Raw genomic sequence first — 16,705 nt, 5'->3', positions numbered from 1 at the left:
ATGCGCAAGCCGGGCAGTATGTGGAGCCTCGAAACGCTCGGCCGTATACGCCTGTCCCGGCATTTCTTCATGCGGGATTTCCTGTATTCCGAGATCGGTAATTTCCACGCCCGGCAGAACATCCCCGAGAATCCGGATCTTGCAATCGAAACCGGCCGGGCGTTCTGCGAAACCCTGCTGGATCCGCTCGAAGAAACCTTTGGCCGCATTGCCGTGCGCTCCGGCTATCGGTCGCCGTCATTGAACCGGTTCGGCAATGAGAACAAGCTGAATTGCGCCCGCAATGATCACCCCCTGGAATGCCATATCTGGGATCGGGGTGAGGGCGAAGCCCGGATCGCCGGGGCATCCATCGTGATTCCGTGGTTTGCGGATCGGTATGCGCGGGGGCGCGACTGGCGGGATCTTGCATGGTGGATGCACGACCATCTGGACTATTCCGAAATTTGGTTCTTTCCCAAGCTCTGCGCTTTCAACCTCGTCTGGCGCCCAATCCCGATGCGGCGCATCGACAGTTATATCGCGCCGCGCGGCTGCCTGTTGCGACCAGGCGCCGAGCCGAACGAAAGCACGACGGAAAGGCGCAAGCGATACGTGGATTTCCCTGCATTCCGAGCCATCCAGTATCCTTGAGCCGTTGATCGAACGGGGCTGCGATTAATCGTAGAACGATGCGCGTTCTTCTTTGGTCAAAATTGTCGGCGTGACGGTCGGTGCACCGGTTTCCCGATTAAAGAAAACAGAGGTTTTCCAGCGTCCTGACAGTCGGGATGCCAAGGCGCGCCTGAAAAGTCCGATCGCAGCATATTGCAGCTTTTCGTGCTTTTGTTTCCTTTCTGGGGCAGGAACGAACCCTCGCGTGGTCACAGGGCCCAAGGGTGTTGGATCGGCGATGCGTTCAACGATAAATCCACCAAAGGAAAATTTCGGTGATTGCGGGGTCGTCAAAAGCGGTGCGTTACAGCAGTTTGCATACCAGCGCATCATCCCTTTGGGGCTTAACTGCATTGCGGCCAGATGCTCGGCCCCTTTTTCTATGATGATATCTTCCGGAGTGGTCTGAAGAATTTCAACGGGTCCCGGCGCCGGGTCCGGTTGGCCGAAGTATAGTTGAGCTGCCCGGCAGTCGCGGCAGAAGCACACGACATGTGTTCCGGACTTCACGCCCCGAGCGGTGATATGTCCTTGCAGGGAACCGCATGTGCAGGAAAAGGGGATATCTCCAACCTTTTTCCCGCTCATGGTTGTCAGGCAACTTTGTTCTGGTTAGCCGCTTTCCGGCGTGGCTTGCGGCTGTTTTGGTTCATGAAATCAATCACAAGCGGGCGGATATTGTCGCGCCAGCTTCGGCCGGCGAAGATACCGTAATGGCCAGCGCCCGGTTCGACATGGCTTGCTTTTTTGCTTTCGGGCAAACCGGTACACAGGTCCAGCGCGGCGATACACTGGCCGGGGGCTGAGATATCGTCATTCGCACCTTCGACCGATTTCACCGCCACGTCGGTGATTTTTGCGATGTCCACTTTGTGCCCAGCCACGACAAATTCGTTACGGGCGATTTCGCGGTTCTTGAACACCCGTTCCACTGTGGACAGATAGAACTCGGCCGTCATGTCCATCACCGCCAGGTATTCGTCATAGAATCGGTTATGGGCATCATGGTCCGACGCTTCATCCCGGATCACGCGGTGTATCTGATCGGTGAAGGCTTTGCTATGACGCTCCGCATTCATCGACATGAATGACGCCAGTTGCAGCAGGCCGGGATAAACCATGCGCCCCACGCCCTTGTATTTGAAGCCGACGCGCTGGATCATCGTTTCTTCCAACTGACCCATTGTGACGCGACGCCCGAAATCGGTAACCTCTGTCGGGGTTGCGTCCGGATCGACAGGGCCGCCGATCAGGGTCAGTGTGCTGGGCTGAGCCTTTGGTTCAAGCTCGGCCAGATAGGCGGTCGCGGCCAGTGTCAGCGGCGCGGGCTGGCAGATTGCAACGACGTGGGTATCCGGCCCCAGCTCCTTCATAAAATCGACAAGGTAGAGCGTGTAATCCTCGACATCGAACTTGCCTTCGGACACAGGGATATCGCGCGCATTATGCCAGTCGGTTACATAGACTTCGCAGTTGACCAGCAGGCTTTTGACAGTCGAGCGCAAAAGCGTCGCGTAGTGTCCCGACATCGGTGCAACCAGCAGCACTTTGCGGGCCTGGGTCTCGCGCCCGTTCACGCGGAAATGGATCAGGTCGCCGAATGGGCGTTCAAGCACGGTGGTGATGTCGACCAGATGGTCCTTGCCGTCTTCGCAGGTAAAGGTCCGGATACCCCAGTCGGGCTTTACGACCATGCGCTGAAAGGTGCGTTCCGTCACTTCACCCCAGGCGGCCATCCATTTGAACGCCGGGTTCGGGATCATCGCGAATTGGGGAAACGACGCCATTGCACTGGCCGTTGCGCCAAGCCACTGATTGGTGTTGCGCATGGTTTCCATCAGGTCGTAGGTCATCATGTAGCGCATGAAATGGGGCCTCCTGAGTGTCAGCCTGAGAGTTCGGACCATTCGTCGCTTTGCCCCCCAGCACCCACGACGTTATTCTGCATAGCAGCGAGGTTAGGGGGGAATTGTTAAAATGACAACTAGCGAAGGTCAGACACCCGAGGTGACCGAAGAACATATTGAACGCCTTAAAGAAAATATGGAAAAGGTCGAGCAGTTGTCGAAGCGCCTGATCGAGGTGATGGCCGGAAAAACGCCGCACGCCCCCGCGCTGGACGGCCCGAATCAAGATCTTTATGCAAAGGCAGCAACCGCTTATTGGGCCGATGCTTGGCAAAATCCCGCCAAGTTGTTGGAACAGCAGGTCGAATTCTGGAGCAAATCCGTTTTGAACTTTGCTGAAGCGCAGCGAGCGATGACCACCGGCGAAGTTGAAGACGACGGAAACTCGAAACCCGACCGCCGGTTTTCGAACCCGATGTGGGACACGAACCCCTATTTCCGATTCATTCGTCAGCAGTATCAGACCAATGCTCAAGCCATCGAACAGGCCGTGGCCTCGGTCGAGGATCTGGATGCGAAGGACAGACGCCGCCTGGCCTATTTTTCACAGCAGATTATCGACATGATGGCGCCGACGAATTTCCTGGCCACAAACCCGGATGCGCTGGAAAAGGCCGTCGAGACCGAGGGGCAATCTCTGATCAAGGGACTGGAAAACCTTGTTTCCGACCTTGAGGCCAACGATGGCGAGCTGGTGGTCAAGCTGGCTGATGACAGCGCCTTCGAGATCGGCGGGAATATCGCGACGACACCTGGTGATGTGGTCTATCGCAACCGGATGATGGAACTGATCCAGTACAAACCCGCGACTGAAACGGTACACGAAACGCCCATTGTTTTGTTCCCGCCCTGGATCAACAAGTTCTACATCCTGGATTTGAAGGCCCAGAACAGTCTGATCAAATGGGTAACCGAGCAGGGATACACCCTATTCGTTGTGAGTTGGGTCAATGCGAACCAGTCCCATGCCGATATCGGGATGGAAGACTATATTCAGGAAGGATTTCTGACCGCCATTGAAGAGGCCAAGAAGATTTGCAAGGTCAAGCAGGTTAACGCCGTCGGTTATTGTATCGCCGGAACGACGCTGAGCCTGACACTGTCGTTGCTCAAGCAGCGCGGCGACAAGTCGATCAAATCAGCCACTTTCTTTACCACGCTCACGGATTTTGGCGAGCAGGGCGAGTTCACGCCCTTCCTGCAAAACGATTTTGTGGACGGGATTGAACAGCAAGTTGACAAAGACGGCGTTCTCAAGGCGTGGATCATTGGGCGCACCATGTCGTTCCTGCGCTCGAAGGACCTGATCTATACGCCCGCCATCCGCAGTTACATGATGGGCGAAACGCCTCCGGCTTTTGATCTGCTCTATTGGAATGGAGACGGCGCCAACCTGCCGGGACGGATGGCAATGCAATATCTTCGCGGGTTGTGTCAAAGCAACGATTTCGTTGCAGACGGTTTCGAGTTGATGGGGCACAAGCTGCACATCAAGGACGTGGACGTGCCCTTGATGGCAGTTACCTGCGAAACCGATCACATTGCAGCCTGGAAGGATTGTTATCGTGGTGTCCAGCAAATGGGCTCGCGGTCCAAGACCTTCGTAGTGTCCGAATCCGGTCATATTGCCGGGATTGTTAACCCTCCGAGCAAGAAGAAATACGGCCATTACACCAATCCCGATCTCAAGGCCGACGCCGACACCTGGCTGAAAGAGGCTGATTTCCACGAAGGGTCGTGGTGGCCGCTGTGGGAGGCCTGGCTGAAGAAGCGCTCGGGCAAGCAAGTGCCCGCTCGCGATACCGGCGATTCGGACCATCCGCGTCTGTGCCCGGCACCGGGGACCTACGTGTTGGTCAAGGCAAATCGCTGATTTCATTATGAAACTAATTTTTTCTGCATCGCAGCAAGAAAATACTTGAAATGCTGCGGTGCAGAAATCATATTGTCCTCAAGCTGATGAAACCCGGGGTGGGCCCGGACCGGCTGAAAGGATTAGGACAATGGCAAAGACCCAAGACTTTACCGCGACCCTGAAAGACATGATGGGCGCGTTCCCGGTTGACACAACCGCTCTGGAAGACGCATTCAAGTCGACCGCGACCCTGAACGAAAAGCTGTCGGGCGTTGCTCTGGACGCTGCTGAAAAATCGGCAGAAATCTCGAACAAGTGGACCAAGGAAACCCTGGCCAAGCTGAGCGAGATGTCGAAAGCAAAGGCAGAGCCTGCCGACTACGCCAAGGCTGCAACCGACTTCGCAAGCGCGTCGGCCGAAGTTGCTGCTGAAAACATGGCTGCATTCGCCGAGATCGCAAAAAAAGTGCAGACCGAAACCGTTGAGCTGCTGATGGCCGCCGGCAAAGACGCTGCAGAAGACGCGACTGCCGCTGTCAAGAAGGCAACCAACGAAGTGACCGCTGCTGCCAAGAAAGCCGCGACCACCAAGTAAGCGACGACGGCAATCGGCACCCAACCCTCCCATTTGGTGTGATTGCTTCGGGCAGGTCGAATGACCTGCCCTTTCTTTTTGTGCTGCGCTCGCATAATCTCTGCTGCAACGCATCATCCTTGGGGAGGGTACTAGGTGTCAGAACAAGAAAAACCGCTGCTGATCAAGCGCTATGCCAGCCGCCGGCTGTATAACACTGAGACCAGCGATTACGTCACGCTCGAAGACATCGCAGGGTTCATCCGCGATGGGCGTGAGGTTCAGATTATTGACCTGAAAACGGGAGATGACCTGACCCGTCAATACCTGCTGCAAATCATTGCTGAACATGAAAGCCGCGGTGAAAATGTTTTGCCGGTGAATGTGCTGAACGATCTGGTACGCAGCTATATGGTGCCGGGCGGTGGAATGATGCCGCAATTCCTGCAAAGCTCGTTCGAGATGCTTCGCGAAAGCCAGACCAAGATGATGGAAAACATGAACGCCATGAATCCAATGTCACAGATACCTGGGTTCGAGGCGTTGCAGGCGCAGCAACAGGCGTTTCTGAAGGCGATGACGGGTGGTCTATCGGGGAACTGGTCCGGTCCTGATGCCGAAAAGGAAGACACGTCCGAACCGAAGGAAGATCTGGCGGACATCAAGAAACAGCTGGCCGAATTGCAGCAGAAACTGTCCAAACTTAGCTGACGATCCTTATGTGGTATGCGCTTCTGCTTCCTGCGGTTCTCTGGGCAGGGGGAGCGCTGGCGCAGGGGAAGTTCACTGAGACCTGGGAACCCGTTTGCACGATGGGCAGGGATGCGGCGGCCGGGTGTAGCGATATTCGCGCCCGTGAAATTATTGACGCATCTCAATCACCATGGCGCGCCATTGGTCGGGTCAATTTTGCCAGTACCAGCCAACGGTTTCATTGTACTGGAGTTCTTGTGTCAGAACGCCATGTCCTGACGGCTGCGCATTGCCTCTATAACGGTGCTCGTAAACGGTGGATTCCCGCAGCGAGCATCCGTTTCGCCGCTGGCTATCAACGCGGAGAAGCTGCAGCGTTTTCGACAATCAAAGACTACCGATTAGCGCCCGCACAGGGACGTGATGGGACGTTCGATGGGCAAGCCGATCTGGATTGGGCCGTTTTGGAGCTGTCCGAACCGATCGGTCAATCGGTGGGCTATCTGCCCATCGATCCGGTCACGCAACCGGGATTCGTGGTTGGTTACTCGGGCCTGAGGCCACATGTCCTGAGCCGAACGAACAGCTGTGAGCCCGATCCGGGGCCGCCAAGGCTATTGCGTGCGATCTGTCCGGTGATGATGGGAGATTCCGGTGCCCCACTGCTTGTCGAGACCGAACACGGAGTGGCCGTGGCTGGTATCCTGTCGCGTATCGCGCCGACTCCGCAAGGGATCAACGCGCTTTTTTTATCTGTCAGGTTGTTCGAACTGAACGGCGATTGAAAATCAGGTGCCGTAGACGGGCATCGGGCCCGTGACAACTGCGACCGACGCCAGCAGAATGTCCGTGATCACATCCAGCTCGTCCCGCGTCAGGCGAACGGGCAGGCGGACATCACAGGCTTTCATCAACATCGCACGGGTCCGCGGCAGCTCGACCTGTTCCGGCAAGAATTGCCAGTTCCAGAACGCGCGCGCGTTGTCCTCGCTCAGACCAAAGACCTGAACCTTGACGCCGCGCGCCTCGGCAGCCTCGGCAAAAGCACGGGTTTCGGCCACATCCATACCCACCAGATTGAACTGGATCGAATCCGGAGCGCGCCGTTCCGGAGCCAGCGGGGCTGGAACATCGATGTAAGGAGAGGTGTTCAGACGATCTGCGACGTAGTCGTGGTTTTCGAGGCCGTCGCGCACACGGCGGGCAAGTTCCGGGATCTGCGGGCGGATGACGGCGGCGCTCAGGTTGCTCATGCGCAGGTTATACAGCGGCAGTTGGTTCTGCCAGCGGGCGAAAGCTTGTTCAAGGTCTGGCGAGTTATCGCCATGCGGGCCTTTGTGCTTCTTCCAGTTGTGTTCATAGGCACCGGACATGATCACAGCCCGAGCGACCAGATCGGCGTCGTCGGTGATCAGGATGCCACCTTCGCCCGCATTGATCATCTTATAGGACTGGAAGGAGAAACAACCAACCTTGCCAATGGTCCCGATGTTGCGACCATGCCACTGAGTGCCCAGTGAATGGGCTGCGTCCTCGATCACCGGGATGTTGCGCGCGTCGCACAGCTCCATGATGGCGTCCATATCGGATGTGTGGCCGCGCATGTGGCTGATGATCACCGCCTGTACATCGTCCAGTTTGACGGCGAAATCTGCCATGTTGATCCGATAATTGTCGCCCACTTCGCACAGAACTGGGATGCAGTCGGCATGCACGATCGAAGACGGAACGGCTGCGAAAGTAAATCCGGGGATCAGCACCCGCGCATCGCGCGGCAGCCCCAATGCCTTGATCGAAAGGAACAGCGCGGCGGAACAGGAGGACACCGCCAAAGCGTATTTCGTGCCCAATAGTTCGGCAAATTCGGCCTCGAGAAGGGCAACCGGCGCGTCCTGCGGTGCGGTATAGCGAAACAGGTCGCCGGACTGCATCAGGGCGTCAATGGCTTCTCGTGCTGCTGCGGGGATGGGTTCGGCATCATGAACGTTAGGTGGTAGCGTCATATTTGGTTTTCCCGAATTCTATTATTTGGAAATATAAAGTAATGAATTCAGCAAACCAAGGCCCCATTGCACGCTTAAGCGGAATTTCACCAAACTGTTGCTTTTTCGAAAGGTCGACCTGTCTGCATGACCTCCCCCGGTGACGTCGGTATCCGCCCTGGTATCGCCGCGTACCAGCTTGGCGAGTGGCTCGATTATCGATCGTTGGAAGGGCGGAGGCTGAAATTCACGATCAAACGTTCATCAGCATGTAGTCATGTTCCCGCACCGAAAACCAACGCGGGACCTTGGCGACAATTCAGGGGGCGGCCGACACAGCAAATGCTCCAGTTTTCAGGCAGCCGTCCGGCCAAGCCGAACTTTTGCATGGCGGCCGTCAATGTCGGCTTCTAAAAGTCCGACATGACTACTCGAGATAGTATCCGCGCATTTCTCCAGCATGGCTGCAAATGAAGACGGCACTCCTTTGCTTCGCAGTTTTCGTTCAGGTAACTTGCGTTGATGCGTCATTGAGCATGGCCGTCATGACAAATTGGAGCTCGATTGGACTTGGCTCCAAAGGCGAAATGAAAGCCAGCGCAACCTGTCGAGACTTGAACAGACTGTTCAATGTGCGCGACGCCGAACCCAGGAGTTTCGACGCATCGCGCAAATAGTACGATCACCTAGCCATGATCGATCCATTGTTCGGTCAGGATTGGAGACGGTTCGTCGCCAATTGTACCCCTTGGCGTGATCCGTATAGTGTTCGCTGATGATACTGTTTCTTGCACTTGTCCTGCTGATCGTCGCGGTTTTGGGCTATCGCTTTTGGTCGAAAAAACAAAAGCGGGCGGCGCTTCTTTCTGCGCCGCTTACCGACCATCAGCGCAAGATCATCTATCGTCGTGTGCCGATCATTCAGCGGTTACCCCAGGACCTGCGCGGCAAGCTTGACGGCAAGATAAACCTGTTTTTGAACCAGGTGAATTTCCTTGGCTGTGATGGCCTCGAGGTTACAGAAGACATGGAGCTTTCCATTGCTGCACAAGCGTGTTTGCTCGTCGTGAACAGCGAGCTTTGGTACGATAATTTGACAACTGTCCTGATCTACCCGAACGCGTTCAAATCAAAACAGCAGAAGCATTCCGGTTTCGTTGTGACGGAAAAGGAAATCGTACGGACAGGGGAAAGCTGGGACCGGGGTCCTGTCATTCTGTCCTGGGCGCACAGCAATCAGGGCGCGCTGGATGATCACGATGGACAGAACGTTGTTTTTCACGAGTTTGCCCATCAGATCGATGATCTGTCCGGTGGAACCAATGGCGTGCCGATCCTGAGCGAAGGTCAGAGCTTTACCGAGTGGGAACACGCATTCCTTACAGCCTATGACGCCCATGTTCGGGCCGTCGAGAGCGGCCGTCACACGGTTATCGACCCCTATGGGGCAACAGGGCACGAAGAGTTCTTTGCGGTTTCAGTCGAGGTGTTCTTTGAAAGGCCCCAAGCGTTGAAGCATGAGGTTCCCGAAGTATACGCTCAGCTGTCCAAGCTGTTTCACCTCGACCCCGTCACCTGGCAGTAAGGTCCGACCCTTAACGCGCCAGATTCAACCGGAAGCGCATCTTGGCTTTCCGCTCGGCTGGCAGGTGGCGGTTCAGTCGTTTATTGACCAGCCCGAATCCCCAGACGATGACCAGCGTTAGCAGGATGAAATAGAATGCCAGGATCGGGTAAGGGACGAACGGGTTGAACGTCTTGTCCGCGAAATAGCTGGCGTAATAAAGCGCGTCACCCCGTTGCTGCCACGCAGGAAAGGCCGAGAAAAAGACGAGTGTGGTTGCATGGAACAGAAAGATCGCTTCGTTCGTGTAGGCGGGCCAGGCTAGCCGAAGCATGGTCGGCCAGACGATACGGCGAAAGCGGGACCACCCGGACATCCCATAGGCATCTGCCGCCTCGATATCACCCTTGGGGATCGAGCGCAGCGCGCCGTAGAAAATCTCGCCCGAATAGGCGGCGGTGTTCAGGAACAGCACGATCAACGCCCCCAGCCAGGCCGAGGTGAAGGCGTCGAACATCGGATAGGTCTTCTTCAGCGACAGGAAGAAGAAATAGGCGAAGAAGAACTGGATAAAGAGGGGCGAGCCCCTGAAGATGAAGATGAACCACTCGGCGGGCTTGCGCAGCCACTTGTTGGTCGATGCCTTGCCTACGGCCAGTGCGGTTGCAAGAAAGAACCCGGTCGCCAGCGCCATGATGCCGAAATAGACGTTCCAGATCATTCCCGAACCGATCAGAGTGAACTGTTCACACAGGGTAAAATCGGTTCTCGGCAACAAACGTTCGCCGATCCCGATCGAACGCAGGCCGTAGTCCTGGATGGTTTGCAAGCAGCTCATGCAGTGGTCTCCTTGCGCAGCAACTCGCCGCCGGATGTGGCCTGGCCGTGGGACAGGCGGCGCATAAGCTTTTCAAGCCCGATCTCCGACACGCGCGTCATGCCAAGGTAGAAAATGAGCAAAAACAGGAAGTACCACATGCGCCAGTCACCATGCGGGTATTGGGTGAATTTCGACGTCTTGGTCCCGCCAAGTTCGCGGGCCCAATAGACGATATCTTCGATGCCCAAAAGAAACAGCAACGGTGTCGCCTTGATCAGCACCATCCACAGGTTGCTGAGACCGGGCAGCGCATAGACCCACATCTGGGGCACAAGAATGCGCCAGAAGGTCTGGCGTCTGGTCATGCCATAAGCTTCGGCCGTTTCCAGTTGTGCATGAGGGACGGCGCGCATACCGCCGAACAGAACGTTTGCCGCGAAGGCGCCAAAAACGATGGAAAATGTGATGACGGCGAGGAAAAAGCCATAGGTCTCGTGCACCCATTCCGGGGCAGTGCCCAAAGGTAACTTGGCTGCCTGACACACGAGGAAGTCATTACCCTGGCGAACGGGCTCGGTCCATTCGGGGCACAAAACCTTGTGGCGGATCCATTCGAATCCCTGATCAAGGGCGATGACGAAAAACAGGAAGAACGCGATATCCGGAACACCCCGGACGATGGCGATGTAGCCTTTGCCCAACCAACTGAGCGGTGGAAAATGCGACCGTGCAGCCATGGCACCGCCAAACCCGAAAGCCAATGCGACAGGGGCGGTTACGGCCAGCAGGGCCAGAACCTTGACGAACGACAGGTAAAACGACCAGTGGACGCCGTTGGTCAGGTAACATGAAAACCAGCGAAACGTGCCCAGTGTGTCAGGATCGGCGCAGTAGGAGAACATAAGGCGTCTTTCGAACGTCAAGCCCGGTGATTAGCCGGGTTGGTCCGGCGCGCAAATGGCGCCGGACCTTTGAACGGAGTGCTTAGTTGGTGACGACCGAGCCGTCAGCGCTGTAGGTGGAGATGCCTTCACCAAACCACTTGATCAGCATTTCGTTCAGCGTGCCGTCAGCTTTCATCGAGGTGATTGCCTCGTCGAACTTACCGCGCAGTTCGCCGTCGCTTTCACGCAAGCCCATGCCAACACCACCGCCCAGTGGAACCGGGTCGCCTACGAATACCAGTTCGCCACCCGATTCCTCGACCAGCGGGACCAGATAATCGCGGTCCGCCAGAACGGCATCGGCTTCGCCGTTGCGAACAGCGGCGATGGTTTCTTCCGGTGTGGCAAATTCAACCAGAGTCGCACCGGATTCGGCGACGTGGCCCGCCTGAATGGTCGCGGTTTGGGCCGCAACGATGCCGCCGGTCACGTCCGCCGCATCAGAGGTTGCGACATAGGCCGACGCGGTCGGAGGATAGTAATCCTGAGTGAAGTCGATGACCTCGTCCCGCTCATCAGTGATCGACATACCGGCAATGATGGTGTCGTAGTTGCCCGAAACCAGGTTCGGGATGATCGAATCCCAGTCGTTCTTGACCCATTCGCATTCCAGACCGGCGCGCTTGCACAGCTCATCGCCAACTTCACGCTCGAATCCGTCGATTTCACCCGCATCGTTGATGAAGTTGTACGGAGGGTATGCGCCCTCGGTTCCCATCCGAACGGTGTCGGCCATAGCGATACCGGCAGTCAGCGCCAGTGCTGCGGTGGTCAGAATCAGGTTTTTCATTGGTTACTCCCCTTATTGGTTCTGTCCGTAGATTATGCCGCCTGAGTGGCGGAGAGAAAGCCCTGAAGCCGTTTGGATTCAGGGGTGGTGAAAATATCTTCGGGTGTGCCTTCTTCCTCGATCAGGCCCTGATGCAGAAACACGACATGGCTGGATATGTCAGCCGCCATCTTCATGTCATGGGTCACGATGATCATGGTGCGGCCTTCGGCGGCCAGATCCTTGATAACCTTGATCACTTCCTGTTCCAGCTCGGGATCGAGCGCTGAGGTCGGTTCATCGAACAACAGCGCCTCGGGTTCCATGCAAAGTCCGCGGGCGATGGCCGCGCGCTGCTGCTGGCCGCCGGACAACTGCGCCGGGTAAACATCGCATTTGTCGCCGATGCCCACTTTCTCAAGGTATTTGCGGGCGCTGTCCTCGACCTCGGCCCGGTCGCGGCCCAGAACGGTCACAGGTGCCTCCATCACGTTCTGAAGGATCGTCATGTGAGCCCAAAGATTGAACTGTTGGAACACCATTGACAGGTTTGTGCGAATGCGCAGCACCTGTTTGGGGTCGGCCGGACGGCGATGGTTGTGGTTACCGGTCCAGCTTACAGGTTCGCCTTTGAACAGAATCTCGCCTTCCTGGCTGTCCTCCAGCAGGTTGCAGCAGCGCAGAAGGGTCGATTTTCCTGACCCGGACGATCCGATCAGAGAAACGACGTCCCCGCGATGCGCCGTGATGTCCACCCCTTTCAACACCTCGAGATTTCCGAAGCTTTTGTGCAGGTTCTTGATCTCGATTACGGGCGCGGTCTCTGTCACGGGCGATCCAGGCATTGTTGGTTGTGTTGGTGCGGTACTAGGGCTGAAAAAATCGTCCAATGCAATGCGCAAATGACACGTTCCGGACCTGAAACCTCCAAAATGACCAGAGGTTTTGGTCAAATCGGTCAGGGATTGCGCAGGATGGCCTCTGGCGCGGGCGGATTGGGTACGGCCAGATAGTGTTCCGCCGGGATGTCGATCAGGTCGCACAGATGCAACAATTCCCGCTCGGTGCGTGACAAATTTCCGATGGCGTCACGCACAGCGCGGGCGACACTGCGCGCATCCTGTCCATTGGCAGTAATGTAGGGCAGTACGGGGGTCGGAGTCGTGGCAGCAGTTTCGCGTAGCTTTGCGCCGAGATCGCTATGTTCCTTGAGCAATTCCCAGGTCAGCGCGTCCAACGACGCATAGTCTGCACGTCCTTCCGCGACTGCCTGAGCCGACAAAGCGTGCCCACCGGTTTCCAGAATTGTCCTAGGAATTTTGCTGTGCTTGCCAAAGTGAACCATGGGCGCGGCCCAGCCGGATTGAGACAGGGCCTCGTTAAAGGCAAAAACACCCTCGGCAAGCTGATCCAGATCGCGGGAATCATCCCGCCGCGCGACGATGATCGAGCGATAATACCCCGGCGGACAACCAGTTAGTCCGTAATCCGGTGTACCAACCAATTGAACCTTGCCATGCAGGCGGGTTCGGTAGGGCATACCGCAGGTTTGTGCAAATACCAACCCCGGGTCCATCCAGACGTCCCAGAAGTCGCGATCACGGTCAAGTTTTGTGGGGCCGTACCCAAGGTGGTATCGAATCAGCGTCCAGAAACTGTCATTGGCGGCTTGCAAGGCAGGCATGTCGTACATGCCAAGCATCGCCGTCACGATTTTTCAGCCTTCTGCCGGGCCAAGGCCGAATCCACGTCGCTGATGCCCAAAAGGCTGACCACCAGTCGCAGCAGCGAATCCTCTTCTCCCGTTCGATGCCCGTCAGCCAGCGCAACCGACCACATCGCCTGCACCACGGCCAGACGATCATCGTATTCGATTGCCTCTTTGATAGCGCGGGTGAAACGGACGGTATCAGGGGCCTCGGCCTCCAGATCCTCGGCACGGGCACGCAGGGACGCGGCTTCGAATGGAGATAAGCCGTAACGCTGGGCTGAAATCCGGTCGATCCGGGCCATTTCGGTATCGGCATAATCGTTGTCGGATCTGGCAATGCGAACCAATAAGGCAGTCAGGGCCAGTCGGGCGTCATCTTCAACAAGCGGGTCGGGCTGAGGCTGCGTAAGCCGGGACAGGAAATCCTTGAACATACGCAAGATATAGACGCAGCTTAGCTGGCTTCCAAGCGGCTTTGCACCCGCTCGCGTGAGGCCTTGCTGTCATTGTAGCTGAGGCCCATTGCGGCACGTGCCTCTTCGACGATCTTGATCTCGCCTTCGTCCGAGTTGCCGTCGGCCAGGACAATCTCCCACAGCGCATCCAGTGCAGCCAGTCGTTCCTGCAGGTCCGTGGTTTCGCGGATCAGCTTGCCAAACGTATCGGTTTCAGGCGCGGCAGCGTGCAGTTTCTCGCATGTGGCGCGAACCTTGGCGGCCTCTATCGCATTGTGCTGGTAGAGGCGGGCGAGGATGCGGTCGATCAGACTGATTTCTTCCAGTTTGTAATCCCGATCCGCCTGCGCCACGCGCACCATCAATGCCCCCAGGGCCAGTTCGGCGTCAGGGTCGGGCAGGGTCGTGTTCTGAGGCGGTCGAAAGGCCTGAAAGAGTTTCTTTAGCATACCAAACACCTAATCGACACTGAGAGCTTGGCCAAGTATGAAATGTAGTAACACCGTACCGGAGCAACCAGCGTACGCTCAAGTGGCGGCGTGTCGCCCATCTTGTATTCCAAAGGATCTTGCACTTGGTAAAACGATCTCCCTCAGCGCTGGGCCTGCGCAAAACTCAAAAAGGTTTGGAGATTGCCCCATGGTTCAATCCGCTTGTTCCAAAGTCCAAAGGGTTCAACTCCAAATCCGCTGACGTTTTTCCTGCTAAAGATTTGATGGAGAACGCAAAAAATGATCCGTCAATCGCGTCGGACAAGTACGGGTTGATTGAAGAGGTGGACTATGTCGGCAGTGCGACGGAACTTGCTTCGACGGTTCCTCAGCACGAATTCGGGACTTTCGATTACATCTACAGCTCGCACAATTTCGAGCATCTGCCTAATCCAATTAAGTTTCTGCAAGCGTGCGAGCTTTTGTTGAAGCCCGGCGGGCAGTTGATCATGCACGTACCGGATGGTCGGCTTTGTTTCGATTATTTTCGCCCGCCCACTGTGCTTTCTGAATGGCTGGAAGCTTTTCACGAAGACCGGCAGAAGCCAACGGCCAGACAGGTCTTCGACTCGAACTACTTTTTGGCTTTTGAGGCGCAGGGAGACGCAGTGCTTCCGGTCAGCAACAAAACGGAGACCGCCTCTCTGAGGTTACAGAATGATCCGGCTGCGCTCTGGACGCGCTGGCAAAAGACTGACGCAGATAGCCCATATGCTGACGTACATTGTTCGGTCATGACGCCAAGTTCAGCTCAATTGATGCTCGAAGACTGCCGATATTTGGGCCTCACGTCTCTCTCCGTCGTAGAAGTTGGTGATCCTGTCGGGATTGAGTTCCTGATCAAGCTAGAGAAGCCAGCAGCAGAAGTCCCTGGGATGAATGCCGAGGAATATGAAGCTTTTCGTCGGAATCTGCTACATCGCCTGTGGAATGAGAGAGCCGACTGCACACGATCGAACCCGTTAGGAATAGTAAAAAGGCTGAACAACAGAAGGCTGTCGCGCAGACGGGCAAAAAAGCAGCGTTAATGCTTGGTGTCGCTCGCTGAGGAGGCGTTGCGGCACGGGTTTTGCCAAGTTTCGTGGACAAAAGCCTCAATCGGGTTTGTCGAGAGTTATGACTTACCCGTCATAGCCCTGAATAATCACCAATTCTCCGGTCGACACCGGATCGCGCAAAGCTTTGGCCCGCTGATAACTGTCACTCTCGTAACAGGCCAGAGCTTGTTCGTAACTTGGGAACTCAATCACAACCGTGCGGGCACGGGCCTGACCTTCCTTTTCGATGCGCTCGCCGCCTCGCACCAGGAATTTTGCCCCATATTCCGCGAACGGGGCAGCATTGGCAGCGATGTACTTCTTGTATGCTTCCATGTCGTCCACGTCGACATGAGCAACCCAGTATCCTTTGGCCAAGTGGCATCCTCCTGCAATTTTAGCGCAGGGTGCTGAGGATATCGCCGAATTGCAATCCCGAAATGGAATTCAGTTAGATGCTTGCAATGCCTCGCGCGCCTTGTCCTGCAACCATGCCACCATCTGTCTGTAAGGCACAGGGCCATAGCTGACACGTGCTACACCAAGCTTGGCCAGAGTGGGCGTATCCGGTGTTCCGGGCAGGGCGATAATGTTCACTGGCAGATCAGTCGCATCGCAAAGCGAAGCAATCAACGCTTCGTCTTTCAAACCGGGGGCAAAAAAACCGCTGGCTCCAGCCTCTTCGTAAGCTTTGGCGCGCGCGACAGCATCATCAAGCATCGCCTCGCTGTGAGTGTCAGGGTGCGCTTTGAGGAAAATATCGGTTCGTGCATTGATGAAAGCAGTAATACCCGCTGCGTCGCACCCCTCACGCATCGCGCTGACCCGCGCCGCCTGGGTTTCGATGTCATAAAGTTCTTTGGTGCCAACGATTTGGTCTTCGAAATTGAAACCGATGACGCCGGTTTCAAGCGCGCGCTTTACGTTAGCAGCGATGCCGGGTACGTCTTCGGCATAGGCTCCTTCGAAATCCAGGGTCACTGGGACATCCACAGCGCCAACTATTCGGCGGGCATTGTCCAGCGCCGTTTCCAACGGGATGTTCTGCCCGTCAGCGAATCCCTGCGCCATGGCAACCGGAGCGCTGCCGGTTGCAATTGCTTTTGCACCCGCATCCCGCACCGCGGCGGCGCTGCCAGCGTCCCAGATGTTGAATAGGATGACAGGGTCACCCTTTTTGTGCAGGGCGGTGAAGTTTTCTGCTCGTGTGTTCTGATCTGTCATGGTCGGTCTCCTGTCAGCGATTTGC

19 protein-coding genes are annotated in these 16,705 nt (G+C 56.3%); 7 read left to right on the top strand and 12 right to left on the bottom strand.

Annotated features, from left to right (window positions below):
• Positions 1–18 precede the first annotated feature (18 nt).
• Positions 19–633 (top strand): hypothetical protein, encoded by a 615-nt coding sequence (locus tag AC2TDJ_RS11920; RefSeq protein ID WP_480842447.1) that lies wholly within the window; start codon positions 19–21, stop codon positions 631–633.
• A 24-nt stretch (positions 634–657) separates the two neighbouring features.
• Here the strand turns inward: AC2TDJ_RS11920 and AC2TDJ_RS11915 are convergent, their stop codons facing one another.
• Together AC2TDJ_RS11915 and phaZ are read right to left on the bottom strand one after the other, a co-directional pair.
• Positions 658–1,242 (bottom strand): DUF6151 family protein, encoded by a 585-nt coding sequence (locus tag AC2TDJ_RS11915; protein ID WP_480842445.1) that lies wholly within the window; start codon positions 1,240–1,242, stop codon positions 658–660.
• A gap of 5 nt (positions 1,243–1,247) precedes the next feature.
• Positions 1,248–2,519 carry a polyhydroxyalkanoate depolymerase gene (gene phaZ / locus AC2TDJ_RS11910; protein ID WP_480842443.1) on the bottom strand — a complete coding sequence of 424 codons (1,272 nt, stop codon included), beginning with the start codon at positions 2,517–2,519 and terminating at the stop codon, positions 1,248–1,250.
• Positions 2,520–2,631: 112 nt separating this feature from the next.
• Here phaZ and AC2TDJ_RS11905 point away from each other — a divergent pair, with 112 nt between their 5' ends.
• The 4 genes from AC2TDJ_RS11905 to AC2TDJ_RS11890 all read left to right on the top strand — a co-directional run bounded on the left by AC2TDJ_RS11905 (position 2,632) and on the right by AC2TDJ_RS11890 (position 6,468).
• Positions 2,632–4,434 carry a PHA/PHB synthase family protein gene (locus tag AC2TDJ_RS11905; RefSeq protein WP_480842441.1) on the top strand — a complete coding sequence of 601 codons (1,803 nt, stop codon included), beginning with the start codon at positions 2,632–2,634 and terminating at the stop codon, positions 4,432–4,434.
• Between the two features lie 130 nt (positions 4,435–4,564).
• Positions 4,565–5,011, top strand: a complete 447-nt coding sequence (locus tag AC2TDJ_RS11900; RefSeq protein WP_480842440.1) for a phasin family protein — start codon at positions 4,565–4,567, stop codon at positions 5,009–5,011.
• 135 nt (positions 5,012–5,146) lie between these two features.
• Positions 5,147–5,701: a polyhydroxyalkanoate synthesis repressor PhaR gene (gene phaR, locus AC2TDJ_RS11895; RefSeq protein WP_480842438.1), complete on the top strand. Its 555-nt coding sequence runs from the start codon at positions 5,147–5,149 to the stop codon at positions 5,699–5,701.
• An 8-nt stretch (positions 5,702–5,709) separates the two neighbouring features.
• The gene (locus tag AC2TDJ_RS11890; RefSeq protein WP_480842436.1) at positions 5,710–6,468 is read left to right on the top strand and encodes a trypsin-like serine peptidase; all 759 of its coding nucleotides are present in this window, start codon (positions 5,710–5,712) and stop codon (positions 6,466–6,468) included.
• Positions 6,469–6,471: 3 nt separating this feature from the next.
• On the opposite strand, the gene AC2TDJ_RS11885 is transcribed toward AC2TDJ_RS11890, so the two are convergent.
• Positions 6,472–7,686, bottom strand: coding sequence for a DegT/DnrJ/EryC1/StrS family aminotransferase (locus AC2TDJ_RS11885; RefSeq protein WP_480842434.1), 1,215 nt, complete (start codon positions 7,684–7,686; stop codon positions 6,472–6,474).
• A 754-nt stretch (positions 7,687–8,440) separates the two neighbouring features.
• Here AC2TDJ_RS11885 and AC2TDJ_RS11880 point away from each other — a divergent pair.
• Positions 8,441–9,250 carry a M90 family metallopeptidase gene (locus AC2TDJ_RS11880; RefSeq protein WP_480842432.1) on the top strand — a complete coding sequence of 270 codons (810 nt, stop codon included), beginning with the start codon at positions 8,441–8,443 and terminating at the stop codon, positions 9,248–9,250.
• Positions 9,251–9,260: 10 nt separating this feature from the next.
• On the opposite strand, the gene AC2TDJ_RS11875 is transcribed toward AC2TDJ_RS11880, so the two are convergent.
• The 7 genes from AC2TDJ_RS11875 to AC2TDJ_RS11845 form a co-directional block, all read right to left on the bottom strand.
• Positions 9,261–10,067 (bottom strand): ABC transporter permease, encoded by an 807-nt coding sequence (locus AC2TDJ_RS11875; protein WP_480842430.1) that lies wholly within the window; start codon positions 10,065–10,067, stop codon positions 9,261–9,263.
• Complete coding sequence (locus tag AC2TDJ_RS11870) at positions 10,064–10,951, bottom strand: ABC transporter permease (protein WP_480842428.1); 888 nt, start codon at positions 10,949–10,951, stop codon at positions 10,064–10,066. The genes AC2TDJ_RS11875 and AC2TDJ_RS11870 overlap by 4 nt, the downstream gene beginning before the upstream one ends.
• A gap of 82 nt (positions 10,952–11,033) precedes the next feature.
• Positions 11,034–11,783 carry a transporter substrate-binding domain-containing protein gene (locus tag AC2TDJ_RS11865; protein WP_480842426.1) on the bottom strand — a complete coding sequence of 250 codons (750 nt, stop codon included), beginning with the start codon at positions 11,781–11,783 and terminating at the stop codon, positions 11,034–11,036.
• Positions 11,784–11,815: 32 nt separating this feature from the next.
• A complete protein-coding gene (locus AC2TDJ_RS11860) occupies positions 11,816–12,592 on the bottom strand; it encodes an ABC transporter ATP-binding protein (protein WP_480842424.1) in 777 nt (258 codons plus the stop codon).
• Between the two features lie 128 nt (positions 12,593–12,720).
• Entirely contained in the window at positions 12,721–13,464 is a 744-nt protein-coding gene (locus AC2TDJ_RS11855) for a phosphate/phosphite/phosphonate ABC transporter substrate-binding protein (RefSeq protein ID WP_480843029.1), read from the bottom strand.
• A 5-nt stretch (positions 13,465–13,469) separates the two neighbouring features.
• Positions 13,470–13,907 (bottom strand): tellurite resistance TerB family protein, encoded by a 438-nt coding sequence (locus AC2TDJ_RS11850; RefSeq protein ID WP_480842422.1) that lies wholly within the window; start codon positions 13,905–13,907, stop codon positions 13,470–13,472.
• A 20-nt stretch (positions 13,908–13,927) separates the two neighbouring features.
• Positions 13,928–14,377, bottom strand: coding sequence for a tellurite resistance TerB family protein (locus tag AC2TDJ_RS11845; protein WP_480842420.1), 450 nt, complete (start codon positions 14,375–14,377; stop codon positions 13,928–13,930).
• A gap of 125 nt (positions 14,378–14,502) precedes the next feature.
• Here AC2TDJ_RS11845 and AC2TDJ_RS11840 point away from each other — a divergent pair, with 125 nt between their 5' ends.
• Entirely contained in the window at positions 14,503–15,447 is a 945-nt protein-coding gene (locus AC2TDJ_RS11840) for a methyltransferase domain-containing protein (RefSeq protein ID WP_480842418.1), read from the top strand.
• A gap of 93 nt (positions 15,448–15,540) precedes the next feature.
• Here AC2TDJ_RS11840 and AC2TDJ_RS11835 read toward each other — a convergent pair whose 3' ends face one another.
• The gene (locus AC2TDJ_RS11835) at positions 15,541–15,834 is read right to left on the bottom strand and encodes a DUF1330 domain-containing protein (RefSeq protein ID WP_480842416.1); all 294 of its coding nucleotides are present in this window, start codon (positions 15,832–15,834) and stop codon (positions 15,541–15,543) included.
• Positions 15,835–15,903: 69 nt separating this feature from the next.
• Positions 15,904–16,680, bottom strand: a complete 777-nt coding sequence (locus AC2TDJ_RS11830; protein ID WP_480842415.1) for an isocitrate lyase/PEP mutase family protein — start codon at positions 16,678–16,680, stop codon at positions 15,904–15,906.
• Positions 16,681–16,705 lie beyond the last annotated feature (25 nt).

This window comes from Ruegeria sp. HKCCD6647-2, from assembly GCF_057221075.1.
This window is presented reverse-complemented; position numbering and strand designations above follow the sequence as displayed.